Below are 24765 nucleotides of genomic sequence, written 5' to 3'. Positions count from 1 at the left end.
ATCGCTTAATTGTTAAAGTGCTGTCCAGTTATTAACCATCAAACTAATTGGAGCTTATATGAAATTACCGTCGCCGCCGCCGGAAACGTGCAACACGTCCGCGCCCGCCTCGGCAAAGCGTTTCGCAACAGAAACGCCGTATTCGGCCGGAAAACCGTTATCGCTGTATTCTTGAGCGGAAATGCGCACCAACAACGGCATTTCGGCCGGCATTACCGCTTTTGCCGCTTGAATCACTTCTATACCGAACAGGCATTTGTCTTGTCCGTATTTGTCGGTACGAATATTCATTTTCGGCGAATAAAACTGATGGATTAAATAGCCGTGTGCGGCATGGATTTCAACGGCATCGAAACCGATTGCTACCGCTCTTCGCACCGCACTTTGAAATTGCAGCACCACTTGTTCCGCTTCTTCAGTGGTTAAAGCCCGCGGCATTTTGTACGACCAGCGGCTTTTATCGCTGGTTACGCTTTCATCGCAAATAATGGCGGAAGGCGCAACCACATCGTCCCAGCCTAAGGCTTTACGCCCCGCGTGTCCGATTTGCACCGCAATTTTCGCCCCTTGCGCGTGGCATTCGTCCACGATTTTTTTCAGTGCCTGTGCCTGCTCGTCGTTCCACAAGCCCAAACAGTCGGGCGAAATACGGGCGTTGTCGGCGACATTGGTCATCTCCACGATAATCAACCCCACCCCGCCCACGGCGCGGCTGACGTAATGCACAAAATGCCAATTATTGGCAATACCGTCTTCTTTCGCCACATACATACACATCGGCGGCATGACTACACGGTTTTTTAACTGTAAATTTTTGATTTGAAAAGGTTCGGTTAAATAACGGAATTTAGCCATTTGAAAACTCCTTGATTGGGTTATTTGTTGATACGTTCTGCTCAATATAGCACTGATAAGATCGCATAACAGCTTAAAAAAGAAACCGCTCTGCGCCGGAGAGCCGAAAGAGCGGCCGGTTTTTATCTATTTTTGCGAATCGGGCGGTATTCTACGAGCAAAGCGGTAACTTCAAAGTCGCCCAACATCACACGGTAATAGCCCGGCACTTGGGTCAGCTGCATTGGTACCGCATTTTTTTGCCAGAGTGTGAATTGGGTGTGCTTGAACGCTGGCAGCAGAAAAGCCGAATGCAGCAGCAAGTAAAGCGGTGAGTAAGGTTTTATTTGTTTTCATTGAAATAGTTCTCCTATGAGATAAATAACGTAACGTTTATTTTAATGGGAATTTTTGTCGCATAATAGCTATTAAATTCACATTGTTGAGTATTTTTTCACAATGAAATAAAAAAACGTCTGAAAGATTGAAAACTTTCAGACGGCCTTACTTTAAAACGTGGTCAAAGTGCGAACACTTTTAGCTGATTTTCCATCAATGCTTATCAAACGGGCGATACTGCACCGGATACCAGCGGTAGCCTTTGCCGTCTTTTTCCGTTTTGATGTGTCCTAAGCCCGGGAACGGCAGGTGGGCGGCGGCGATCAGGGTTTTATCGGCGGCGATTTTAGTCAAAATCGTTTGGCGGTTGGTACGGGCGGCTTCGGCGTCGGCATCAAATTCAATCGCCACTTCGGGATGTGCCATTTGCACCGCACCGTTGTGCATCACATCGCCCCAAAACAGGATTTTTTCGCCTTTGGATGTAAATTCAAAACCGCTGTGGCCGGGGGTATGGCCGAATAGCGGCACGGTTTTTACACCGGCAAACACTTCGTCGCCGGCATTGTAGAATTTCACTTTATCCGCTTTCAAATACGGAGCGACGGCGTAGCGTGCCGCTTCGATAAAGGGATGGATTTCAGACGGCAGTTTGTCCATCGGCGTATCCAGCCAAAAAGCCTTTTCCTGCAACGGCAGGTAAACGGTGGCATTTTTGAACACGCGTTTGCCTTTTTCGGTGATGCCGTTAATGTGGTCGGCGTGCATATGGGTCGGCAGGATAATATCCACTTGTTCAGGCTGGTAGCCTGCCGCTTTCAGGCTGTCGATCAGACGGCCTTGTTTGTCCAAGAAAATCGGTGCTTCGGCTTCGCCTTTGCCCGCATCAATCAAAATCAGATTGTCACCGGTATTCACCAAAAAGCCGATAATTGTGCCTTCCAAGCCGCCTAATTCGCTGCGTTGGGCAAATTCATCGTCCAACATCGCATCTAATTCTGCTTTGCTGAATTGAGTAAACGGCGCCATCAGCGACATATCCAAATTGCCCACGCCGTCATACAGGGCGGTGACTTCATAATCGCCGACCATTTGGCGGAAATAGCCCGGCACTTGCGTTTTTTGCATTTTGACGGCGTTTTTAGCCGGTGCGTAAGTCGGGTGGGCATGGGCGGCGATTGCCGACAAACCCAAAGTGGCGCTGATTAATGTGGTTAAAACGAGTTTTTTCATTCTCTTTTCCTTTTATTTCGGTTCTTTATAAATCAAGTCTTTAGTGTGTTGCGGTACAAACTGGCTGGTGACGATCATTGGGGCGATTTTATAAAACGCTTTCGGCAGTTTTAAATCATCAATCGTCGTTTCATCCACCGCTAACGATACCTCATCTTCACGACCGCTTTGAATTTTGTTTTTGGTATCCGGATCGAGTAATACCATAGTGGCATTGGAAGTAATATCGGCATATTCCGTGACCGCTTCTAAGATTTTGTCCGGACTGGTCAAATCGCCGGAAGCAAGCAGCAAAGCACGACCGACAAGTCGGGTTTTAATCACTTTACTGATGGCTTGCCCCATATAAGCACCGGCTTTCGGTTCGGCGGCGAAACCGCGTACGCCGGATTGTGACACGTTGAAATAATCCACGCCCAATTTTGCTACTTCGTCGATAAGATACAAGGCTTCGTCAAAGGTAAAGCCGTTGCCTTCACGATGGATTTCCTCCGGCGAAATGCGATAACCCAAGATAAAATCCGCTTTGGCATATTGCTTGATCACCTCTTGAATGCGTTTGACTACTTCCAAGGCGAAGCGGGCGCGGTTTTCAAGGCTGCCGCCCCATTGATCGTCACGCACGTTGGAAACCGCCGAAAAGAATTGGTGGATCAGATAGCGGTTGGCACCGTGGATTTCGATACCGTCAAAACCGGCATCAATCGCACGCTTCGCCGCTGCGGCAAATTCGTTTAAGGTGTCTTCGATTTGTGCTTCGGTCATGCCGGTGACGGGATAATCCAAAAATCCGTATTCCTTGCTACTGGCGCTGTACGCCACGCCTTTGTCTTTATAAGTGAAAGCGGCACGATAACCGGCGTGGAATAATTGCACCACCGCTCGGTTGCCTTTGGCTTTCATCACGGCGGCTAATTGTTTCCAACCGTCGAGCAGTTCGTCTTTATGCAGTTTCAAGCCGTTGCCGTAGGCATCGCTGTAATCCGATACGGCGGTCGCACCGGTAATCAGCAGGCTGCCCGCATCATTGCGGCGCTGCCAATAGGCGAGGTCGTCCGCACCGATTTCGCCGTTAGATTCAGAACCGACAATCACCATCGGCCCCATGGCAAAACGGCTGCTGATGGTCGCGCCGTTCGGAAAGGTGACGGTTTCAAATAAGCGTTCAAATTTTTTATTCATGTTTAGCTCCTAATGAACATTCGGCTTGATTAACTGCGGGTGCGTTTGACCATCGCTTCCGCATCATCGGGCATCAAAATCCCTCTGCCGAAGCTCATGTTTTCCAACGGTAAGGCATAAATCAGCAAAGAAATATCGTCTTGCCCGATACCGGCTTTTTCCACCGCATATTTGGTCACCAGCTCGGTGAGCTTGCGTTTTTCCTCCAGCGTGCGGGTGGTGCTGACATCCACCGTCACCACCATACGCTTGTCGGTACGCTGCATATTCGGGAAGGTCGGGTGGATAAAGATATTATCTTGCGGATGCTCGTTGATGATGACAAATTGGTCTTCCATCGGGGCATTGAGTGCATCGTGAATCGCCAAGACAAAGGCATCGGCTAAACCTTGTTTCTGTTCTTTGGTCAATTTACCTTGGGCAACGTGGGCGTTAAATACAGGCATTTTTTCTCTCCTAAAAGTTAAATTTGAATGAAGTCATATCTAATTGATGTGTGCATATTACCCATTGTTTACGCACATTGAAAGCGTTAAAATTGCAGAACAACGTGCATTTATGCACGATAAAACCGAAAGAACAGCGGAGAGAAACGATGAATTTAGATTGGAGCGACATCCATTATTTTGTTTTGATGGTGGAAAAACAAACCCTGAAAGCCACGGCGGAAGCATTGCAAGTGGAACACAGCACGGTATCCCGCCGTATCGAGCGGTTGGAAAAGCAGCTCAATGTGCATCTGTTTGACCGCATCAACAAACGCTATCTGCTCACCGCAGACGGCCAGCGGCTCTATACCGAAGCGAAAAAGCTGCAATTCAACGTCCGCCAATTCGTGCAAGCCGCGCAAGACAGCCTGCAGGAAATGACCAACGTGCTGGTTTCCATGCCGCCTATGATTGCACACGCCTTGGTCAGCCCACATTTGGCAGCGTTTCAGCAACGCTTCCCGGCAATCCGCTTGGTGCTGAGCAGCAACACTGCAATCAGCAGCCTGCACCAACGCCAAGCGGATATTGCCTTGCGTTTAGTGGTGCCGCAGCAAAATGATCTGGTGGTTCGCCGCTTGCGGGATATGCAATACGGCTGGTTTGCCCACGCCGACTATGTGAAAAACACCCCTGAAAGCCAGTGGCAATATATTGATTTCGGCGTCACCGGCCCGCATACGCCATGGCTGAACAAGCAGCTTGCGGATAAATCAATCGGTTTTGTATGCAATGATTTTGCCGTTATGCAGTCGGCGGTGATGCAAAAGCTGGGTATCGGTTGGCTTCCGTTTGAATACGGTAATTCGTCGGAATTTATTCAAGTGCATACAAGCGAAATTTTCATCGGACAACTGCATTTAGTCATGCACGAAGATGTCCGCCACGCACAAAAAGTGCGTGACGTAGCAGATTTTTTGATTGAGATATTGCGGGAGTGATGGCAGATGAAAAAAGATCGTCTGAAAGTGTGGTAACTTTCAGACGGCTTTTCATTTATCCTTTACATATTATTTGCGGCATAAACCTGTTGCAACAATGCTAAAAACCGTGCGGGCGGCTGTGAACCGGCAACTTCAACGCCATTGATAACGAAAAACGGTACGGAGCGCACACCGATATGGCGGGCTTGGGTTTCATCAGCCGTAACCGAATCGGCAAAATCGTTACTGTTTAAAAATGCTTCGGTTTCCGCCAAATCCAGCCCCACATCTTCGGCACATTGAAGCAGGGTTTTACGGTCGGCAAGCGGCAGATTGTCGGTGAAATAGGCTTTCATCAAACGGTTGTACATTTCGTTTTCTTTGCCTTTGCTTGCTGCAAATTTGGTCAGACGGTGCGCTTTGAACGTGTTGGTGTTTTGCACGTTTTCATAGTTCATTGCAATACCGGCACGTTTTGCCAAATTTTCGATATGGCGGATCATTTCAAGCGCTTGTTCGGGCGTTTTATGGTATTTCCACTCAATACGACCTTGCGTGGTGCTGGTAACGGTTTCGCCCGTTTGCGGATAAAGTTCGTAGGCTTTGTGTACGATTTCCACCTTATCAGCGTGTTCAAATTGCGCCAGCGCTTGTTCTAAATGGCTTTTGCCGATGTAGCAAAACGGGCAGGCGTAGTCGGAATACATTTCAATTTTGATTTTTTTCATGATTGCGTTCTTTTGCTTAGTGAAAGTGCGGTTATTTTATCCATTGTTTTTTCACAATAAAAGCCTTAAAATTCACAGTATTGTTTATTTATTCACAATAAAGCGATGAATTTAGACTGGAACGACTTGCATTATTTTGTACTTTTAGTGGAAAAAGAGACGCTTACCGCCGCCGCCAATGCACTTGATGTGGAACACGGCACGGTTTCGCGCCGAATTGAACGGCTGGAAAAACAACTCGGTCTGCACCTGTTCAACCGTATTAATAAACGCTATCTACTCACGGATGACGGGCGGGATCTGTATGCCGAAGCGAAAAAATTACAGCTTAACATCAAGCAATTCGCCCAAACCGCACAAGACAAATGCCAATCGATGGGCGAAGTAACGGTTTCCGCACCGCCCTTTGTGGCAAACAGCCTGATTACGCCGCTTTTGGCGCATTTCTACCGCCGTTTCCGGCATATCCGCTTGATACTTAACAGCGATTCGGGCTTAAGCAATCTGCACCGAAGCCAAGCCGACATTGCCCTGCGTATTGCTCAGCCGAAACAGGACGATTTGGTGGCGCACCGCTTGATGAACGTTGAATACCGTTGGTTTGCCCACCGTGATTATCTCGCCTGCACGCCCGAAAGCGAACGGCAATTTTTAAGCCTGAATCTCACCGGCACGCACCAACAATGGCTGCAAACGCAACTTACCGGCAAGTCCGTCCGTTTTGCCTGTAATGATTTCAACATAATGAAATCCGCCGTTTTGCAGCAACTCGGCGTAGGGCTGCTGCCCGTGTGTTATATTGATTCCCCCGATTTAGCGGCGGTTAAAAATATGGAATATTTCCGCGCACCGCTTTATTTGGTTATGCACGAAGATGTGCGCCAATCGCAAAAAGTACGAATGGCGGCGGATTTTCTGATTGAGAACCTGCGGGATTGATGTCGATACCTTTAAGGCAAGGCTTATCGGCATATCGTTTACCCCGCCGAAATCCCCGCGGCGTTATTTATCCGCTTTCAAAAACGGTTCGACGCTTGCCCAAACCGCCGGAAAGTTTGTTGGCGTAAGGGACAAAAAAGGAGCTATTTTTAAGACAATAGCGCCTAAGGGACAAAAAAGGCGCTATACGCTTCATTTGTACGAGAAATAATCTTTAATAAACTTTATCTTAGCATCCCTTTTCATGCCCTGATGACACCTCAATTTTTGTTTCAAATCCGCAAACTTACCATCAAGCAGATTAGTCGTATTACAGATGTCTAAATCAGGGTAATCTTCGAATACAAACAGGTATGGCAGATTTCGTTTCAGGCTGAAATACGCGCTTCTCAATCTTCTATGAGTGTAGCTTGATTTGCCGGTTTTTTCGTTGAGGCTGCGTTCGTTGAGAAAGGCTTTATGCTGCCTGTACCATGCCTCAAAAGCAGCCTGAAAGCTACTTTGAGTGCTGTATTTTAAACTCAGTGCCAACTGCCGCAACGCCTTGCCCGCATCCGTTTTCGGGTTACGCGTCAGATAGCGGTTCAGTATTTGAACCTGGTGGAAATGGCACAGCTGTGTTGGAATGTCCGGATACAGCTGCATCAAACCTTTGCGTCCGTCGCAAACAATGCTTTGTATTTCAATGTTTTTGGCTTTCAGTTCAGCCAATGCCGCGGCATAAAGTGCGTTAGTTTCATATTTCACTGCTTCCACAAACAATGCTTGTTTGCTGATGCTGTCGTATAACACCATGATGCCGAAAGCTCTGCCAAAGTAGGTGGTGTCCATGATGATGTTGGCTCTGGCGGGTGCGGGGTATTGGGATTTTCCGGTGTATTTATTGAGATGGCGTAAGATGGTTTTACGGCTGCAACCATGCCGTTGCGCAAGTTGCAGAGCAGTTTGTTTGCCTCGGGTATATTCGTTCCATAGCGTATCGGGATTGAGGCGTTTGCCTCCGTCAAAACGCCTGCCGCAGGCATTGCATTTGTAGCGTTGGTGTCCGTTTTGCCAACCGCTTTTTTTGACCTGTTTTGAGCCGCAGAAAATGCATTTTTTGTGTTCAAAACCTTTGACTCTCTTAAAAGCCTTACAGCATAAGGCTTACAGGGATTTTTAGCTCCTTTTTTGTCCCTTACGCCTATATTTCTTATTTCAGGAGCAAAGCATGAAAGCCGTTAAAGTCGAATACCAAGGCAAACTGCGCCAACAAATCACCCATTTATCCAACGGGCAAACCGTTATTACCGACGCGGGCAAATCCGTGGGCAGGCATGGCGAAAACATTTCGCCCGCCGATTTATTGGCGGCTTCGCTGGCAGGTTGCGCGATGACGATTATGGCATTGCGCGCCGAGCAATTGGGCGCGGATTTTTCGGGCTGTTATGCCGAAGTGGAAAAAGAAGCGGATATGCAGCAATTTCAGGTAACGAAAATCGTGATTCACTTTTATTTGAAGGCGGGTTTCAGCGACGAAGTGCGCCAAGCGGTGGAAAACGCCACGCGCGATTTGTGCATCGTCGGGCGCAGCCTGCGCGCGGATTTGGTGCAAGAGTTTCATTTTGTTTATCAATAAACCTATCAATAAGCGGAATAAATGTTCCGCTTTTTTATTAAGGAAAACCGATGTCCAAAGAATTTGCACGATTTGTCTGCGACCAACTTGCAGGGCGTTTTCCGTTTCGTCAGAAACGAATGTTCGGCGAAGAATGCCTGTTTTTAGGCGGCAAAATCGTGGCGATTATCAACGCCGACATCGGATTTTTGTCAAAACCAATGCCGAAACCCTGCCGGTTTTCCAAGCAAAAGGGGCGGTGCAATATGAATACTTTTCCCGTGGCAAACGGCAGAAAATGCACTATTGGTCGATTCCCGATGAAGATGTGGAAGAGCGGGAAAAATTGCAGCAATGGTTTGATTTGGGGATAAAAGCGCTGGCGGGTGCTTGAAATTTTGCAACGGCACAAACGCCTGCGTTTGAATATCGGCTACGCCAAAGGCGGAGAAGCCGTGAGCGCGGCGGGTAAAAACTTTCTCAAAACCGACCGCTCTTTTTATGCTTTTGTGCCGAACCAAGCAGCTTACAAATCAAAGCGTTAAAAGTGCGGTTGTTTTATCGGAAATTTTCAGACGGCATTAAATTTATGCATTCCGTTATTCCCACCACTTTTCATTCAACACGGGCTTTTCCGTCAAATCCCACGCTTGCCCGATTTTCGCTTCGGATTAAGATCTAGGATAACTTGCATTAAATCATTTAGTAGGAAATGGATATAACGCCAATCTTCATTGTATTGCACGTTTTTCAATTAAAACATACTGCGTCCGCTTGCCGTTTTTTCAGGCACAGCTTGACCAACGTCCCAATGTTCAATAATTTTGCCGTCTTTGTCCAGACGGAAAATATCTACAACGGCTCTACCCAAATCATCAGGCGTATCTTGGCGGTGAACATGCAGCACCACATAATCCCCTTCGGCAATCACACGCTTAATTGTACCGCGTGCTTGCGGTTTGCTTTGAGCCAATTGCGTAAATGCCTGAACAAAAGCATCTGCGCCATCTGCCACACGCGGATTGTGCTGCCAATATCGGCTGTCTAAATACAAATCGGCAGCTTGTTGTGCCTGAAACTGATTGATACGGTATTATGTAGCAGTTGCACAAAACCCAAAAGTGAAGAGATATATTGAATTTTCTTAACCAAACTTTCATCAAAGTATTTTTGAAAATGTTCTTTGTTATCCCCATAGGAAAGTACAGACAATCTTACACGATCATTTAATGTAGGAATGTCGGAATCTCTGAGATATTGATTTTCGGCTAAATTTGCAAAGTGTTGAAAACCCTCTTTTACTTTCACTTTAATATTAGATGCAACTACTTTTTCGATTTCAAGTAATAGACTATCAGTTTGTTTTTTCGCAAGTTTTGATAAAACAACTTCTGTGCTATCGTCTTTAAAAAATAATTTAGTACCAAAGAAAGACTTCTGGATAGCTGGAAAGTCAAAAGTTTTTCCTAAATCATGTTCAGTTATATTATTCTTTTTGTCAGTTACGATAACTTTGTTTTGTTGAAGTTCAACACTTTTAATTTTTCCAAAAAATTTACCCCAAAATGTCGGAGTAACAATTACACGTTGTTCTGCATTCATAAAAATAATTAAAAATATGTCGGCTTAGTAATTGCCCTTGAAGTTAATTTTTGCACCGCGTTATAAGCCCAATTACTACTTTCGGCTTCGCTATGGTTAAATGTAGTGAGTTTGGTTTTTTCTTTGTTCTTTTTCTCTATGTACTCTTTTGGCAGATGTTCATGATGATGAACTGCGGACAATAATTCGGATAATTCACTTTTGCTCATATCACTTTCATAGAGAAAATCTTCGTTTGGATCGGGTTTATACCCTAAGCCACGAATGCTTATATCTCTTTGCTTCATTGAGAAATCAATCAGGAAAAATGTTTCTCCGTATATTTGTAGGCGGATAATTATCGCGATTTCAGGGTAGTCGAAACATTTGTTGGTTTCTAAGGAAACGGGAAGGAGTTCACCGTCATTTCTAAAACCGAGATTAGGCGTGTACCAGTGCGCCTCACCGTGATTCCATTCCGCAACAGCCTTCGCGTGCTGCCATAATTTGTATAGTTTGGAGCTTTTGCCAACAGGTGTATCATCAAGGAAACAGAAAGCGAGTCCAACCTTACCGTTTCGGCCATCTGATTCACCTACACCCAGTGAGTCTATCTCATCTGGAGTCAAGGCTTTCATTTTCTGATTACTCTCTTCGCGTGCTTTCTTGAGCGCTCTGATTTGGCGTTGACGGCCCAAGAGTTCAAATTGTCGCTTGTTGTATTCGACTGTTCGATTATCTGGGGAGTTATCGGTGAGTGGTAACTCATCCAATTCAGGTTCTCGTGTATAAACTCTGGTAATAGGAACGTTATTTACCTCGTTATTTTGTTCCTCGGTTTTATTACCCGATTTTTCTCTTTTCGATTGAGATAGCACTAGCGTAATATCTTCGCCTTCGGGCTGATTAAGACCGATAATTTCTGCGCATAACACGGCATTTCCAAGTCGAATACCACGGATTTTTAATTCAACCTTTTGTGTGTGCCAAAACCCTATTTCTATTGGATGTTTTTGATTACGAACATTTAACCTAAACTGACTTACAAGATTTTTTACTCTTATTCCCGTAGTCTCTTCGTCATATTTTAAGTGATAGAGGAAAATTGCATCTTTTTTTACAAAGTATTTCGGTAAAACGACATAACGCTCTACATCAAAATTCTCAACGACCTTATCTATAAATAGGCGTTCTCTTACCTCGTCAAGTGGGTATGTTGCCAAGATACGCTTGATGTCCGTAGAGTACCCGTAGTGCATCATAAAAATATGTAGCGGATGGATAATGAATTTTTGATTTTGGTAAGAGATGGAAAGTAGTCGGTTTAGGTCATCACCGTAGTTGTGATATTCTGTGGGGATAGTGTAGATTGTGTAATCAAATGGTTTCTCTAAACCGTTTTCCTCACTCTCACCGAATGAAACGATTGAGAGGTTTTCTCGTTTACCATCTTGATTTTCAGCTTCAACCGTAATGTAAAATTCTTCGAAAGCAAACTGCTCTTTGGCGACACCGCCTTTCCAGATACTGCCGATAGTGAAATAATGCAGATAATTGAGAGGAACGGAGATATACAAAACGCTTAAATATTCAGCGTCGTTTTTACCAGTATATTTGGGGCAAGTTAAATTAACAAACTTCACTTTTGCATGTGCTTGAGCTTTATCTGACTTAAAAATGAAGTCCGACTCATACCAAGCTACCACGTATTCATTGTTGGGGGAATAATAGCCGTTGCCTCTAATGTCAAGGCGTGGTTTGGTAAAATGCTTTTCAAGGTGCTTCGGACAATATCCTCGATAAGGTTCTCGTTTGAAATTGTCGTTATTGATGTAGAACATAACGGATTTCCCCTTAAAGTTTTGATGATCGAATTATAGCGAAATTAGAGAAAGATTTGTGACATTTATTTATTGTTTTTGACATTTATTTCTAGTTTTCACATCCTCCGCCGACCAACGCCGCCGGTGAAGCGCTATGATGAGGAGCCCGGAAAGGGCGTTGTTTCCAATTAGTAAAATTCAATTCATTATGCACAAGGCTGGTGACAGAGGCGGTTTCGATTGCCTCTTGATTGGTCATTTCCGGTAAAAGATCGGTTAAGCGGCTGGCAAGCATTGTTTTCCCGGTGCCGGGCGGACCTAGAAAAAGCAGATTGTGCTGTCCGGCTGCCGCAATAATAAGCGCCCGCTTAGCGTGTTGCTGACCAATAATATCCGTTAAATCTTTTGTAATTGTTGAGGAGCCGTTTTTTGCTGATTGAGGCGTTAAATCAGAGGTGGACGGCAGTTTGTTTTGTTCATTTAAAAATTGTACTACTTCAAGTAATGATGTAGCGAAGAAACTTTCCTGATCGGAAATTAATGCCGCCTCATTGGCATTTTGAGCGGCGATAACAGCATATCTTTTAGCCTGTCGTGCGGCGAGAATAGCCGGAATAACGCCGTGAACGCCGCGCAAATTTCCCGTTAAGGCCAACTCGCCGATAAATTCAAACCGACGCAATTTATCCGCATCAATTTGCCCTGAAGCGGCAAGCATACCGATAGCAATGGGCAAATCGAAACGTCCGCCTTCTTTTGGCAGATCAGCCGGTGCAAGGTTCACTGTAATCCGTTTCGCCGGATATTTAAATTGCGTGTTAATCAGGGCGCTACGTACGCGATCCTGCGCTTCTTTTACCGTTTTTTCCGGTAAACCGACCAAGGTGAACCCCGGTTTCCCGTTACTGATATGTACTTCAATGGTGACCAATGGCGCTTGAATGCCCATGGAGGCTCGGGTGTAAACAATGGCAAGAGACATATTTTCTCCGGTATTAGAAGGAATTCGCCCGTTTATAAATAAAGCGTGTTAATAATAAGGAGAAATAATAAAAAAGTGCGGTAAAAATTTTGATTTTTTTACCGCACTTTGAGATCCGGCTCGCAGAAATAAAATTTTATTCGGTTAAAAGTGATGAAAACCAGGAGTCCAACTTAGCGGCCAGTTTATCAATTCCGATTTTGTTTTGCGCAGAAAAGGCTTCAACCTGCACATCGCCCTGGAACGGCAGAATTGCCTCGCGTACCGTTTTAACTTGTTTGCTTCTTGCGCTTTGACTTAGTTTATCCGCTTTGGTTAGCAGCAGAAGCACGGGTAAATCGGATGATACGGCCCATTCAATCATTTGTTGATCCAAATCTTTTAGCGGGTGGCGGATGTCCATCAAAATAACCACACCTTTTAAACATTCTCGATGTTGTAAATATTCGCCTAAGGATTTTTGCCATTGTAATTTCATCTGCTCCGGCACGGCGGCATAACCGTAACCCGGCAAATCCACCAATTTATATTGAGGTTCCACTTCAAATAAATTAATTAATTGGGTACGACCCGGTGTTTTTGAGGTGCGCGCAAGGTTTTTCTGATTGGTTAATGCATTAAGTGCGGTTGATTTCCCCGCATTTGAACGTCCGGCAAATGCAATTTCCATTCCTTCGTCTTTTGGCAGCTGATGAATATTTGCCGCACTCGTCATAAAGTGTGTTTTGTGGTAATTCAATTTAAATTCTGTCATTGCGATCCCCTAAATAAAAAATTCCGTATAGGATACCCGATAATTCAGCCTATCACGACAAAAAATGTAACTTTTTTATTAAAGTTACAGATTGATTTTCCATTTAGTTAACGAAACGTTTTGCATAGATGTTCAAAAATCAGAAAAAAATACCGCACTTTGGGTTACGAAAGTTGCAAAGTGCGGTCGGTTTTTGAGGATTTTTATTGGTTTATTGACATAGCCAATAATGTAATCGGGTGGATACAGGTTACATTACTTGACATATCAATTTGCCATTTACAGGTTTGACATTCCGAGATTACGTAGTCAAAACCGCCTTCGTTGATGTTATCAAACAGCGTTTTACCGATGGCTTGGGAGGTTTCATAGTTTTCCGCTTTGAAACCGTAAGTTCCGGCGATACCGCAGCATTGCGACGGCAACACAACCACTTCCAGTCCCGGAATTTGTTTTAAAATTTCAAGGGTGTATGGCGCCCAGCCGGCTTTTTCTACATGGCAGGCCGTATGATAGGCGACACGGAGTTTAAGCGGTTTTAACGGTAATGTTTTGCCTTGTTGGAATAATTTATATAGGAACGGCGTTACCATGTGAATGTGCGGGCGCACTTTGGCGTTGTCGATACCTAAAATATGATGATATTCGTCACGAAGGTTTAAGGTGCAGCTTGAAGCTTCACTGATAACATCCAATCCGTTTTCATCCAACATTTTTTCAATGTAATCCGTGTTGAATTGCGCAAGTTTTTTCGCTCGTTCAGGGAAAGCGTTCACACTCAATGGCAACCCACAGCATTTTTCTTTTTCGAGCAATACCACGCCGATATCCATGGCATTAAAGACCTGAATAAATTCTTTACCTAATTGCGGATTATTATAGTTAACGTAGCAACCGTGATAATACGCCACTTTTTGGTCGAATTTTGCCTGTTCTTTTGCCGCGTTTTTCATGTACCAGCTGCGAAACGTACCAAAGGAGTATTTAGGCAAAGTGCGGTGTTTGCTTACCTGAATGGTTTTTTCCAGCACGAATTTTGTAGCTTTTAAACCCGTTACGGTGTTCACAATCGGGGCGAACGGTGTTGCAAGCGTGCCCATAATATCCGTATTACTTAAAATCGCATCGCGTAATTTTTGTACGAAAGGTTTGTTTTGCTGCGCTAAGTGTTTATTTCTCGCACGAACGATGATGTCGCCGATTTTTACATCTGACGGACAAGCAACTTCACAACGTTTACAGTTTAAGCAGTATTTTAATGCTTCATCATAGAATGAAGGGCTTTTTAAGCGTAAACGTTCGCCGTCGGGACCCGCCTGTTTAGGCCCCGGATACAACGGATTGTTGCGGGAAACCGGACAAACGGCGGTACAAGCGGTACATTTTATACAACTTTCAAAACTTTTATCATGAAAGATTTCCGCCGCGATAGGAGATTGCATATCTTGTTTTGCTTGCTTAATCAATTCTTGAATATTCATTCTCTCCCCCTAATTGCTGCTTTCTTTAGCGATAATATTGTCTGCAACTTTCAATGCCGTTGTAACGGCAACTCCTGAGCCGCAACCCAGTTCAATACCGTTATAGCCGCCGATGACAGCACCAATGGCAAACAGATTTTCCACGTTGTTTCCGTCTTTTTGTACCTGACATTCGGCATTAATGACTACGCCGGCGGATTGGTAAGGTTGCGGATCGGCAAAGCGTTTACTGATCCAGGAGAAACGATCCGTTGCATTAAACCGCTCGGTTTTTACGATGTCGGATCTGAATAACGGTTCATAAATTTCTTCAAATTCGGATACTAAACCGTTACTAAAGAATCCGCCGGAAGCTAACACAAAATATTTTGCCGTAACGGCGTTTTCAAGATGTAATTGTGTGAAAATACGGGCGACTTTATTACCTTCGAATTCGGAACGTAATGCGCGGTCACCGTTAAACATTACACCGCCTAGCTTTTCAAAACGATGACGTAATTGGCGGTGTTGGCGAATACCCAATAATGAAGGCGGAAGTGTCGGTAGCTCATAAAGTTCGATGCCGGTCGCTTGTTTGAGCGATTCAAAGAACGATTGGTCGTCAAGCCCGAAACAGGCGGGTAAAAATGCCGCTTTGGCATTACCGACCGCTTGTTTGATTTCATCCACAAGATTATTGAACGACAATTTATATTCAAGCACTTGAGCGATATTTACACTTCGGAATTCGCGACTGTTTTGGCGCAAATGATCTAATTCCGGAATATGCAAGAAATTCGTCGTAATTTCACAATGAGCAAATTGCGGATTTTGTTTGAGGTTATCCGCTAATAATTGCGGTTGAAAATCATGATAGCCTTCAATACCCAGCAATACGATGTTATCGTGCGGGAATTTGCCCTCAAGGCTGACTGTCGGCACACTGTTCGGTGAAAGCCATGTACCGCGCAGACCGCCAAGTGCGGTTACTCTTTTATGATTTTTGTCGCTTGAACCGACCAAAGATAAATTGAGTGATTTGGCAAGGGTTTCGAATTGTTGTATTTTGTCTAATACCACATCTTTGCCTAAAATAACATAAGGGTGGTTTGGTGATTGTTGCGCAAGTGCGGCATAAGATTGTGCAAAAGAATCCACCGTACTTCCGTTTGGTAAGCGGCTTAATAAATCCATAGAACCGGAAGAAAAATCCAGTGCCGCCTGACCGTTATTAATGATTGCACAACGAACGCCTTTTTCTTGTAGGGTGAGACCGCAGGTTAAACCGGCGATTCCCGCACCGATAATCACGACATCAAAATTCATTGTTATTCACTCCTTGCGCATCTTCTGGTAATACATCATTTAAACCAAGCAGGCTGTAATAAATCCAGCTTGTGAATTCGGCTTCACGCACCGCATCGCCCCAGGCAATAGGGCGAATGCCTTTCCAGCGTTCTTCCATAAATGAGGCTAATTGTTCCGTTGACTGACGAGGTGTCGCCACGTCAAAACGCGCCATTAAACCGGCGGCACGACAGGCGCAAAGTTCCGCCTGGCAGGTTCCCATTCCCACACGGGTGCGACGGCGTAAGTCAATAAGATTGTTGACGTTAAGTTCATCAACCGCATAACGCACTTCGCCTGCGGTAACCGCTTCGCATTCACAGACTAAAGAACGATCTAAACGTTCGTTTTCCAATAAACGGGTAGCGCGCGAACCATGGCGATAAACGGCGGAGTTACGAATCGTAGTCGGTAGAGAAACCACTTTTTGGCTGGTTTCTTCACGGCTTTCGTTAGAACCCGGTAAAGTACGGTCGGACGTTTCGCATTTTTTGCTGTTATTGAGTTTTTGACAGACTAAATCCGTCGCCCATTCAGCCATTAAACGATAAGTCATTAATTTACCGCCGGTAATGGTAATAAAACCATCCAAACCGTCACGTTGTGCGTGATCCAGCAATATGATACCTCGGCTTACATTACGACCGGACGGGTCATCATCCGTCGCCACTAACGGTCTTACCCCCGCATAGGCGCGAAGTACGCGGGTATGACGCAGGCTCGGTGCTAATTTTTCCCCCTCGCGGATAAGAATATCCACTTCTTCCGGCGTTACTTCCATGTTATCGATCTGATCGTAAGGAATGCGGTCGGATGTGGTACCTATTACACAAATCGTATCGCCGGGTACCAGAATATCCGCATCCGCAGGTTTACGACAGCGGTTAATAACCATGCCGTTGATACGGTGCCCCATGACTAATAACGCCCCTTTTGCCGGGAACATACGAATTTTTAAATCCGCGTATTCTGCGATACCCTGACCCCAGATCCCGCCGGCATTGACCACCATCGGCGCAAAGAACTGACGGTTGATTTTATTTTTATGATCGTAAACATTGACCCCGATAACGCGTCCGCCCTCACGGATTAAGCCTTTTACTTCGCAGTAAGTGAAAACCTGAGCGCCGTTTTCAACCGCATCAATCATATTGGCTGCGGTTAAACGAAACGGGTCGATAGAACCGTCGGGAACTACTACCGCGCCGACTAAATCCGGATTCACGGAAGGTTCCATAAATTTTGCTAAAGCCGGATCAATGGCTTCCGCTTCAATGCCGGATGCCTGACAAGCCTCGATAAATTTTTTCTGATAGTCAAGATCATCTTCCGGCAGAGTGATAAATAAGCCTTTCGTGTCATCCACACAATGACGGGCAATACGTTTTAAAATAAGATTTTCTTTGATACATTCTTCGGCGGATTCACGATCATTGACTGCATAACGACCGCCGCTGTGGAGCAAGCCGTGATTACGGCCCGTCGCACCGGTCGCAATATCATGACGCTCTAACAATACGCATTTCAAACCGCGTAATGAACAATCTCGAGCCACACCGGCACCGGTGGCACCGCCCCCGATAATAATCACATCAGTATTAATAGGTGAAAAATCACCAACATTTTTATAAAGTTGAGATGACATTCCCATAATGCCCCCACGAGTGAAAGTAAATTGATTGGTTGTTAAATAAAATACGCAACCCAACATAGCGTAATGTTATTTTATTGTAAATGAGCGTTTTAGAATAGTATTTTGAGCGAAAAAGAAACTATATTGTGAAGGAGATCACAAAAAATTTTGAAAAAAAGAACCGCACTTTTTTAAGTGCGGTTCAAAATTAGGAAATTTTGGTTTTATTGTTTATTTTTATCTTTACCTAGAAACTTCACGGCTAAATCGGGGAAGTCCGTAAATAAGCCGGTTGCGCCCGCATGGTTATATAATGCGTCATACATTTGGTTTACATCGGTAAAGAATGCCGGTAATGCGTCTTTACGGACCGTGTAAGGATGAAGTTCCATTTTCGTTTTCGCAATATCCGCTACCATCGGTGTATATTTTATATCGCCGGCTTTAGAGTTTTTATCGTCGATTAACATATACCAACCCGGTCCGACACCGTCGGCATATTTAGCGACTTCAGCCATCGCACCGTCTTTAAACATCCAGTCATAATCGTAGTTTACCCATTTGCCCTGTGCATTTTTTTCTTCGGTTTCATGCCAGTCGGTATAGGCAACCAATTGAACGAGTTTTACATCCATACCCATTTTAGGGAGCAAGTCGGTTTTAATCCGTTTCAGCTCATTAAAATCGAAGGTTTGCAGATAAACGGGATCCGTTTTCTTGGTGTAGCCGTATTTTTGTAATACTTTTAAAGTAGCGACGGCAATATCTTTGCCTTCCTGATGATGTAACCAAGGTGCTTTTATTTCCGGATAAATCCCCACTTTTTTGCCGGTGGATTTTTCTAAACCCTGAATAAATTCAAGTTCTTCTTCAAACGTGTGAATAGTGAAATGGGATTTCCACATAGGGAAGCGGTTCGGATAAACCTGCACCTGTTTGCCGTTTTCCGTTTTGAAATTTTCTGTCATTTCGAGGGATTTGATTTCTTTTAATGTGAAATCCGCCACATAATAACGCCCGTCTTTACGGTGACGATTCGGGAATTTTTTAGCCACATCGGTTAAGCCGTCCAGGAAATGATCGTGGATCACAATCAAATGGTTGTCTTTGGTCATGGCTAAATCTTGTTCTAAGTAATCCGCCTGTTGAGCAAACGCCAAGGCTTTACTTTCCAATGTATGTTCCGGTAAATAACCGCTTGCGCCGCGGTGGGCAATGACTAATTTTTCCTGATTGTTCATAGGCGTTGTTTGTTGTGCGGTTTGACTGGAGCAAGCTGCTAAGGTTGCAAATGCTAAGCCGATCGCAAGGGTTTTTAGTTTATGTTTCATTGTAGTTCTCCTTATGTTTAGAGCTAAAAAGTGCGGTTAATTTTCGCGAAGTTTTAAAAATAAAAAAGGAAGAACAATTGAGGTACTGCTCTTCCTTTTCGCATTATTTAAAACCTTGAGAGTTAGATATTATTTTCCGTAATGATCGCTCAATTTGGCTTTGTGTTTTCCTTCGGCAACCATAACGATGAACATTAAGATAACCGCTAAGATACCGCCGGTGATCATGACGTAAAAACCGCCGTCCCAACCGAATTTATCGGCAGCCCAACCGACAACGGCTGATGCGGAAACCGTACCGCCCAAGTAACCGAATAAGCCGGTGAAACCTGCTGAAGTACCCGCCGCTTTTTTCGGTGCAAGTTCAAGTGCGTGTAAACCGATTAACATTACAGGACCATAGATTAAGAAACCAACGGTTGTCATTAAAATGAAGTCCATCAATTGGTACGGATTTTTATAGAACGGTAAGCCTGCGTATTGCGCGAGTTCCGCTTCCGGTGTAGCCGGGTTTTTCCATAAGGCAAATACCGCAATAGTGGTTAAAATCATGAAGATGAAACCGGTTAAACCGCGTTTACCTTTGAAGATTTTATCCGATACCCAACCGCACAATAATGTGCCCGGAATTGCGGCTAATTCATAAATTGTATATGCCCATGCGGTACCTTTGATATTAAAGTGTTTTACTTCACCCAAATATACCGGAGACCATTTTAATACGCCGTAGCGGATTAAATAAACGAATACGTTAGCAATAGCGATGTACCATAACAATTTGTTTTTTAATACATAGTTCACGAAAATTTCTTTTGTAGTCAAATCGTGTTCGTATGTTTTTTCGTTATAGTCGTCAGGATAATCGTTACGCCATTTTTCAATCGGCGGTAAACCGCAGGATTGCGGCGTATCTTTCATCACGAAATAAACCGGAATGGCTGCGATCATCGCGGCAATACCCGGATAATATAACGCTTGTTGCCATACGTCTTTGGCTGTTGCCTGAACGCCGGTATTACTGAAATAAACGGCGCTTGCCAATAATACCATCATACCCGGAACCATACCGCCGACGTTATGGGCGCAGTTCCAAATTGAAACGATGGTACCTCGTTCGGATTTTGACCACCAGTGAACCATTGTACGTCCGCAAGGAGGCCAACCCATACCTTGGAACCAACCGTTTAGGAAGATCAGCACGAACATAATTAAAATGCCTGATGTCGCCCATGGAATTAAGCCCATCAAGGTCATACATAAACCTGAAAGTAATAAACCGAAAGGTAAGAATACTTTCGGGTTGGAACGGTCAGACATACCGGCCATCACAAATTTAGATAACCCGTAAGCAAGACCTGCGCCGGTACCGATAATACCGAGTTCCGTTTTTGTATACATGCCCGCTTCAATTAAACCTTTTTGTGCTAAATCGAAATTCGCACGAACGAAGTAGAATGCGGCGTAACCAAAGAAAATCCCCATAAATACCTGCCAGCGTAAGCGGCGGTATGTAGAGTCTATTTTATCTGCCGGCAGCTCTGCGATAGCAGGAGCCGGTTTGAAAGGACCAAACATAAAATTCTCCAACTTGTTATAAATATAATAATATTTTGCCGTGATTAACTGACGTTAAAACATGAGCATTTTGGTTCTCAATTGCAATGCATAAAGCACTTGCTGAGCCAAAGATACGCTAATTTTGATAAAGAAAAAATTAAAATGTTATATATTTGTGATTTTAGTCACAATATTTTTGAGTGTTTTCGAACTATTACGAAAGTCTCTTAACTATAAATTGGTATTTTTGAAAAAAAAAGACGGGTGAATTCGAGCAATTCATCATAAATAAAAAGGTCAACTTAACTGAATAAGCTAACCTTTAAATTTACATAGAAATCATCGGTTATTTACATAACGATTTGATAACCAATGGCTGCAAGTAAACCACCGATACATGGACCTAATACAGGAACCCAGGCATATCCCCAATCCGGAGAGGTTTTTAGTTTTTTGCTTAATAATGTTAGTGCGATACGAGGACCTAAGTCACGCGCCGGGTTAATTGCATAACCTGTTGTACCGCCCAAACTTAAACCGATTGCCCATACAAGAATTGCTACCGGTAAGCCGCCGATAGAACCTAACCCCACCGGTGTTGCGCCTTCCGCACCAGGTAATGTGATTGAGCCCGCTGAGATATAGAAAATTACGGATACCAACACTACGGTACCGATAATTTCACTGAATAAATTGCTACCGTAATTACGGATAGCGGGTTCAGTACAGAAAGATGCGCGTTTTGCGCCTTCATCCTCTGTTGCCGAGAAGTGATCCCGATAGAATAGGTAAACGACTAAACCGCCGAAAATACCGCCGAGAATCTGGGCGATGATATAACCGGGAACCATTGTCCAGCTGAAACCGCCGTTTGCCGCCAAACCTAATGTTACCGCCGGATTTAAATGTGCGCCGCTATACGGACCCGTCGCTACAACGGCGACATAAACCGCAAATGCCCAAGCGGTTGTGATTACAATCCAGCCGGAACCGTTCCCCTTGGTTTTGTTAAGGCAAACATTTGCCACAACCCCATTACCCATTAGAACTAAAAGTGCTGTACCTAAAAATTCTGCTAAATACGGATTCATATTTTTCTCCTTAGATGATTGAGAATTATGCTTAAAAAAATTGTGATTCGTTGTTTTTATTAAAAATAAGCCATTAGGGATTTTTTTGAATTCTCTATTCTCACAGAGAATGTGTGTCATTATGTAAAGAATGAAATAAAAGAAAAGAGGCAAAATTCAAATTTGTTAACTCCTTCACAATTATTTTTCGATTTAGAATAATTTTGTAAAATAATTGTGAGCAAGTTCAAATATTTGATTTTTTCCGCTTTATTATTTGAGCGATATTGATTAATTTTGTCCCGTGATTTGTTCGTTTTAGTTCAAAATAAGTTTTGAACACATATTTTATAAATTACTCAAGTAGGAGATTAACTATGTCTGAGAAAAAATACATCATTGCGTTAGACCAAGGTACAACAAGTTCTCGTGCCGTGTTATTAGATCATGATGCGAATATTGTGGAAATCGCTCAACGTGAATTTACTCAGATTTATCCTAAAGCCGGTTGGGTAGAACATAACCCGATGGAAATCTGGGCGACACAAAGTTCTACTTTAAACGAAGTGGTGGCAAAAGCCGGTATCACTTCCGATGAAATTGCCGCTATCGGTATCACCAACCAGCGTGAAACCACAATCGTATGGGAAAAAGAAACCGGCAATCCGGTTTATAACGCAATTGTATGGCAATGCCGTCGTACTTCCGATATTACCGATAAATTAAAGGCGGACGGTTACGAAGACTATATCCGTCAAACCACAGGTTTAGTGGTGGATCCTTATTTCTCAGGCACTAAAGTAAAATGGATTTTGGATAATGTAGAAGGGGCGCGTGCAAAAGCGGAACGCGGCGAATTGTTATTCGGTACGGTAGATACTTGGCTGGTGTGGAAATTAACCCAAGGTCGCGTACATGTGACAGACTATACCAATGCTTCCCGTACTATGCTATTCAATATCCATACCAAACAATGGGATGACAAAATGCTGGAAATTTTGGATATTCCGCGTTCAATGTTACCTGAAGTGAAAAACTCTTCCGAAGTTTACGGTCAAACCAATATCGGCGGTAAAGGCGGTGTGCGTATTCCGGTTGCAGGTATTGCCGGTGACCAACAAGCGGCGCTTTACGGTCATTTATGTGTGACTGCGGGTCAAGCCAAAAACACTTATGGTACGGGCTGCTTTATGTTGCTTCATACCGGTGATAAAGCCATTACTTCTAAAAACGGTTTGTTAACAACCATCGCCTGTAATGCAAAAGGCGAACCGGAATATGCGCTTGAAGGTTCCGTATTTATTGCCGGCGCATCCATCCAATGGTTGCGTGACGAACTTAAAATCGTACATGATAGCTACGACAGCGAATACTTCGCCACCAAAGTGCCGAGCACCAACGGCGTTTATGTTGTGCCGGCGTTTACCGGCTTAGGCGCGCCGTATTGGGATCCGTATGCACGCGGTGCGATTTTAGGTTTATCCCGTGGTGCAAACCGTAACCATATTGTGCGCGCAACCCTTGAATCTATCGCTTATCAAACCCGCGACGTGCTGGAAGCGATGCAGTCCGACTCCGGTGAAAAATTAAAATATCTCCGCGTGGACGGCGGCGCCACCGCAAACAACTTCTTAATGCAATTCCAGGCGGATATTCTTGACGTAAACGTTGAACGTCCGGTAGTGAAAGAAGTAACTGCGTTAGGTGCGGCATATCTTGCCGGCCTTGCCGTCGGATTCTGGAAAGATCTAAGCGAATTGCAAGACAAAGCCCGGGTAGAACGCACATTTACGCCGGATAACGATAACGAAAAACGCGAACGTCGTTATAAAGGCTGGAAAAAAGCGGTTCGCCGTGCATTAGAATGGGCGAAAGAAGACGTGGAATAAACCTTCACTCTATAAATAGCAAAAGTGCGGTAAATTTTACCGCACTTTTTTGTTATTGAGATAAAGCGCGGCTTAATTTGCCTTGATGCCGTTGTAATAATACCGACGCTTGTTGTTTATCCAGATTTGTTAATACCATCATAATAGCTAATTTTGCATTATTATCCGCTGCTTTTAAGAAACGTTCAGCCACTTCTTTTTCGCAATCCGTCGCCTGCATCACAATACGAATGGCTCTTGCCCGCAATTTTTCATTGCTTGCCTGCACATCAACCATCAGGTTTTGATAGCATTTTCCCATCAATACCATGCTGGCCGTAGTGAGCATATTGAGCACCAGTTTTTGTGCCGTGCCGGATTTCATGCGGCTTGACCCGGTAAGCACTTCTGCGCCGACGAGGGTATCAATGGCAATATCCGCTATGCTTGCCATTGCCGAATCCGGATTGCTGGCAATAGATATCGTAATCGCCCCCAGGGATTTGGCATAGTTCAATGCGCCTATGACATAGGGTGTTCTGCCGCTTGCCGCAATGCCGACTAAAATATCTTTTTTCGAAAAATTAATTTGTTGTAAATCCGCTTTGCCTTGCTCTGCATTATCTTCCGCCCCTTCTATAGGGTGTCGTAAGGCACGCTCGCCGCCGGCAATCAACCCGACCACCATTTCAGGTTTGACGCCGTAAGTCGGCGGACATTCCGAAGCGTCTAATACGCCTAACCGCCCGCTGGTTCCCGCACCGATATAAACCAAACGTCCGCCTTGCTGAAAAGTCCGTACGATTTTTTCTACCGCCTGCGCAATTTGCGGTAATACTTTTTCAATGGCTAAAGGCACCTGTTTGTCTTCATTGTTGATTAAGGTCACTAGTTCTAACGGGGAAAGACTGTCCAGGTTCATTGAATTCGGATTGCGTTGCTCGCTAATCATGTGTGCAAGCGAGGATAAAAGATTTTGTTCGGTCATATTTTTATAGGTTGTTTAAAATAAATCGGATAAAGATATGATAATACGCTTGAGTGAAAAGTGCGGTATAAATTTTCGGTTTTTTATTGGGTTCAATAAACAAAAAAG

The 24765-nt window shown here is 44.3% G+C and carries 22 protein-coding genes and 2 pseudogenes; 6 read left to right on the top strand and 18 right to left on the bottom strand.

The window, feature by feature from the left end; all coding sequences use genetic code 11:
- Positions 1-66 precede the first annotated feature (66 nt).
- The 4 genes and pseudogenes from MS_RS09185 to MS_RS09170 all read right to left on the bottom strand — a co-directional run.
- Positions 67-855 (bottom strand): annotated as a pseudogene (locus MS_RS09185) (NADPH dehydrogenase); the annotation flags it as partial.
- Positions 856-1386: 531 nt separating this feature from the next.
- On the bottom strand, positions 1387-2406 hold the full coding sequence (locus MS_RS09180) for an MBL fold metallo-hydrolase (RefSeq protein ID WP_011201169.1): 1020 nt from the start codon (positions 2404-2406) through the stop codon (positions 1387-1389).
- Between the two features lie 12 nt (positions 2407-2418).
- Positions 2419-3588: an NADH-dependent flavin oxidoreductase gene (locus MS_RS09175; protein WP_011201168.1), complete on the bottom strand. Its 1170-nt coding sequence runs from the start codon at positions 3586-3588 to the stop codon at positions 2419-2421.
- A gap of 29 nt (positions 3589-3617) precedes the next feature.
- Complete coding sequence (locus MS_RS09170) at positions 3618-4034, bottom strand: tautomerase family protein (RefSeq protein ID WP_011201167.1); 417 nt, start codon at positions 4032-4034, stop codon at positions 3618-3620.
- A gap of 149 nt (positions 4035-4183) precedes the next feature.
- Here MS_RS09170 and MS_RS09165 point away from each other — a divergent pair, with 149 nt between their 5' ends.
- Entirely contained in the window at positions 4184-5017 is an 834-nt protein-coding gene (locus MS_RS09165; RefSeq protein ID WP_041640050.1) for a LysR family transcriptional regulator, read from the top strand.
- Between the two features lie 62 nt (positions 5018-5079).
- On the opposite strand, the gene MS_RS09160 is transcribed toward MS_RS09165, so the two are convergent.
- Entirely contained in the window at positions 5080-5727 is a 648-nt protein-coding gene (locus MS_RS09160; protein WP_011201165.1) for a DsbA family oxidoreductase, read from the bottom strand.
- Between the two features lie 105 nt (positions 5728-5832).
- On the opposite strand from MS_RS09160, the gene MS_RS09155 reads away from it, so the two are divergent.
- A complete protein-coding gene (locus tag MS_RS09155; protein WP_011201164.1) occupies positions 5833-6666 on the top strand; it encodes a LysR family transcriptional regulator in 834 nt (277 codons plus the stop codon).
- Positions 6667-6858: 192 nt separating this feature from the next.
- Here MS_RS09155 and MS_RS09150 read toward each other — a convergent pair whose 3' ends face one another.
- Positions 6859-7497, bottom strand: coding sequence for an IS256 family transposase, variant Zn-binding type (locus MS_RS09150; RefSeq protein ID WP_011201163.1), 639 nt, complete (start codon positions 7495-7497; stop codon positions 6859-6861).
- Between the two features lie 379 nt (positions 7498-7876).
- Here MS_RS09150 and MS_RS09145 point away from each other — a divergent pair, with 379 nt between their 5' ends.
- The 3 genes from MS_RS09145 to MS_RS11165 all read left to right on the top strand — a co-directional run bounded on the left by MS_RS09145 (position 7877) and on the right by MS_RS11165 (position 8808).
- Positions 7877-8284, top strand: a complete 408-nt coding sequence (locus MS_RS09145; RefSeq protein ID WP_011201162.1) for an OsmC family protein — start codon at positions 7877-7879, stop codon at positions 8282-8284.
- Positions 8285-8417: 133 nt separating this feature from the next.
- A complete protein-coding gene (locus MS_RS09140) occupies positions 8418-8657 on the top strand; it encodes a TfoX/Sxy family protein (RefSeq protein ID WP_226977683.1) in 240 nt (79 codons plus the stop codon).
- On the top strand, positions 8650-8808 hold the full coding sequence (locus MS_RS11165; RefSeq protein WP_011201160.1) for a hypothetical protein: 159 nt from the start codon (positions 8650-8652) through the stop codon (positions 8806-8808). Before MS_RS09140 ends, MS_RS11165 begins: the two co-directional genes overlap by 8 nt.
- A 209-nt stretch (positions 8809-9017) precedes the next feature.
- Here MS_RS11165 and MS_RS09135 read toward each other — a convergent pair whose 3' ends face one another.
- From MS_RS09135 to MS_RS09085, 11 genes and pseudogenes are all read right to left on the bottom strand, one after another.
- Positions 9018-9278 (bottom strand): nuclear transport factor 2 family protein, encoded by a 261-nt coding sequence (locus tag MS_RS09135; RefSeq protein ID WP_264352514.1) that lies wholly within the window; start codon positions 9276-9278, stop codon positions 9018-9020.
- Positions 9279-9307: 29 nt separating this feature from the next.
- Positions 9308-9865, bottom strand: a complete 558-nt coding sequence (locus tag MS_RS09130; protein WP_011201158.1) for a hypothetical protein — start codon at positions 9863-9865, stop codon at positions 9308-9310.
- 8 nt (positions 9866-9873) lie between these two features.
- The gene (locus tag MS_RS09125) at positions 9874-11685 is read right to left on the bottom strand and encodes a hypothetical protein (RefSeq protein ID WP_011201157.1); all 1812 of its coding nucleotides are present in this window, start codon (positions 11683-11685) and stop codon (positions 9874-9876) included.
- Positions 11686-11788: 103 nt separating this feature from the next.
- Positions 11789-12649: pseudogene (locus MS_RS09120) on the bottom strand (YifB family Mg chelatase-like AAA ATPase); the annotation flags it as partial.
- 136 nt (positions 12650-12785) lie between these two features.
- Complete coding sequence (gene yihA, locus MS_RS09115) at positions 12786-13403, bottom strand: ribosome biogenesis GTP-binding protein YihA/YsxC (RefSeq protein WP_011201155.1); 618 nt, start codon at positions 13401-13403, stop codon at positions 12786-12788.
- A 203-nt stretch (positions 13404-13606) separates the two neighbouring features.
- Complete coding sequence (gene glpC / locus MS_RS09110) at positions 13607-14884, bottom strand: anaerobic glycerol-3-phosphate dehydrogenase subunit GlpC (RefSeq protein WP_011201153.1); 1278 nt, start codon at positions 14882-14884, stop codon at positions 13607-13609.
- A gap of 9 nt (positions 14885-14893) precedes the next feature.
- A complete protein-coding gene (gene glpB, locus MS_RS09105) occupies positions 14894-16189 on the bottom strand; it encodes a glycerol-3-phosphate dehydrogenase subunit GlpB (protein ID WP_011201152.1) in 1296 nt (431 codons plus the stop codon).
- Positions 16179-17861 carry an anaerobic glycerol-3-phosphate dehydrogenase subunit A gene (gene glpA / locus MS_RS09100; protein ID WP_011201151.1) on the bottom strand — a complete coding sequence of 561 codons (1683 nt, stop codon included), beginning with the start codon at positions 17859-17861 and terminating at the stop codon, positions 16179-16181. Before glpA ends, glpB begins: the two co-directional genes overlap by 11 nt.
- A gap of 206 nt (positions 17862-18067) precedes the next feature.
- Positions 18068-19174: a glycerophosphodiester phosphodiesterase gene (glpQ, locus tag MS_RS09095; protein ID WP_011201150.1), complete on the bottom strand. Its 1107-nt coding sequence runs from the start codon at positions 19172-19174 to the stop codon at positions 18068-18070.
- A 129-nt stretch (positions 19175-19303) separates the two neighbouring features.
- Positions 19304-20749 (bottom strand): glycerol-3-phosphate transporter, encoded by a 1446-nt coding sequence (glpT, locus tag MS_RS09090; RefSeq protein ID WP_041640048.1) that lies wholly within the window; start codon positions 20747-20749, stop codon positions 19304-19306.
- Positions 20750-21081: 332 nt separating this feature from the next.
- On the bottom strand, positions 21082-21975 hold the full coding sequence (locus tag MS_RS09085; RefSeq protein ID WP_011201148.1) for an MIP/aquaporin family protein: 894 nt from the start codon (positions 21973-21975) through the stop codon (positions 21082-21084).
- 203 nt (positions 21976-22178) lie between these two features.
- Between MS_RS09085 and glpK the strand changes: the two genes are divergently transcribed.
- Positions 22179-23690 carry a glycerol kinase GlpK gene (gene glpK / locus MS_RS09080; protein WP_041640045.1) on the top strand — a complete coding sequence of 504 codons (1512 nt, stop codon included), beginning with the start codon at positions 22179-22181 and terminating at the stop codon, positions 23688-23690.
- A 52-nt stretch (positions 23691-23742) separates the two neighbouring features.
- Here the strand turns inward: glpK and murQ are convergent, their stop codons facing one another.
- Positions 23743-24657 (bottom strand): N-acetylmuramic acid 6-phosphate etherase, encoded by a 915-nt coding sequence (gene murQ, locus MS_RS09075; RefSeq protein WP_011201145.1) that lies wholly within the window; start codon positions 24655-24657, stop codon positions 23743-23745.
- Between the last annotated feature and the right edge of the window lie 108 nt (positions 24658-24765).

Origin of the sequence: [Mannheimia] succiniciproducens MBEL55E (assembly GCF_000007745.1) — a bacterium.
In the GTDB taxonomy this organism is placed as follows: domain Bacteria; phylum Pseudomonadota; class Gammaproteobacteria; order Enterobacterales; family Pasteurellaceae; genus Basfia; species Basfia succiniciproducens.
The sequence above is the reverse complement of the archived record's forward strand: the minus strand, read 5'-3'. Positions and strand labels throughout refer to the sequence as shown.

What these genes read in the sequence shown, in the direction of transcription:
- MS_RS09130 (WP_011201158.1), bottom strand. Translation starts at nt 9,865, where the DNA reads ATGAATGCAGAACAACGTGTAATTGTTACTCCGACATTTTGGGGTAAA.
- glpT (WP_041640048.1), bottom strand. Translation starts at nt 20,749, where the DNA reads ATGTTTGGTCCTTTCAAACCGGCTCCTGCTATCGCAGAGCTGCCGGCA.
- yihA (WP_011201155.1), bottom strand. Translation starts at nt 13,403, where the DNA reads ATGACAGAATTTAAATTGAATTACCACAAAACACACTTTATGACGAGT.
- glpQ (WP_011201150.1), bottom strand. Translation starts at nt 19,174, where the DNA reads ATGAAACATAAACTAAAAACCCTTGCGATCGGCTTAGCATTTGCAACC.
- MS_RS09170 (WP_011201167.1), bottom strand. Translation starts at nt 4,034, where the DNA reads ATGCCTGTATTTAACGCCCACGTTGCCCAAGGTAAATTGACCAAAGAA.
- MS_RS09145 (WP_011201162.1), top strand. Translation starts at nt 7,877, where the DNA reads ATGAAAGCCGTTAAAGTCGAATACCAAGGCAAACTGCGCCAACAAATC.
- MS_RS09180 (WP_011201169.1), bottom strand. Translation starts at nt 2,406, where the DNA reads ATGAAAAAACTCGTTTTAACCACATTAATCAGCGCCACTTTGGGTTTG.
- MS_RS09165 (WP_041640050.1), top strand. Translation starts at nt 4,184, where the DNA reads ATGAATTTAGATTGGAGCGACATCCATTATTTTGTTTTGATGGTGGAA.
- MS_RS09150 (WP_011201163.1), bottom strand. Translation starts at nt 7,497, where the DNA reads ATGGACACCACCTACTTTGGCAGAGCTTTCGGCATCATGGTGTTATAC.
- glpA (WP_011201151.1), bottom strand. Translation starts at nt 17,861, where the DNA reads ATGGGAATGTCATCTCAACTTTATAAAAATGTTGGTGATTTTTCACCT.
- glpB (WP_011201152.1), bottom strand. Translation starts at nt 16,189, where the DNA reads ATGAATTTTGATGTCGTGATTATCGGTGCGGGAATCGCCGGTTTAACC.
- MS_RS09155 (WP_011201164.1), top strand. Translation starts at nt 5,833, where the DNA reads ATGAATTTAGACTGGAACGACTTGCATTATTTTGTACTTTTAGTGGAA.
- MS_RS09140 (WP_226977683.1), top strand. Translation starts at nt 8,418, where the DNA reads ATGCCTGTTTTTAGGCGGCAAAATCGTGGCGATTATCAACGCCGACAT.
- MS_RS09160 (WP_011201165.1), bottom strand. Translation starts at nt 5,727, where the DNA reads ATGAAAAAAATCAAAATTGAAATGTATTCCGACTACGCCTGCCCGTTT.
- murQ (WP_011201145.1), bottom strand. Translation starts at nt 24,657, where the DNA reads ATGACCGAACAAAATCTTTTATCCTCGCTTGCACACATGATTAGCGAG.
- glpK (WP_041640045.1), top strand. Translation starts at nt 22,179, where the DNA reads ATGTCTGAGAAAAAATACATCATTGCGTTAGACCAAGGTACAACAAGT.
- MS_RS09175 (WP_011201168.1), bottom strand. Translation starts at nt 3,588, where the DNA reads ATGAATAAAAAATTTGAACGCTTATTTGAAACCGTCACCTTTCCGAAC.
- glpC (WP_011201153.1), bottom strand. Translation starts at nt 14,884, where the DNA reads ATGAATATTCAAGAATTGATTAAGCAAGCAAAACAAGATATGCAATCT.
- MS_RS09125 (WP_011201157.1), bottom strand. Translation starts at nt 11,685, where the DNA reads ATGTTCTACATCAATAACGACAATTTCAAACGAGAACCTTATCGAGGA.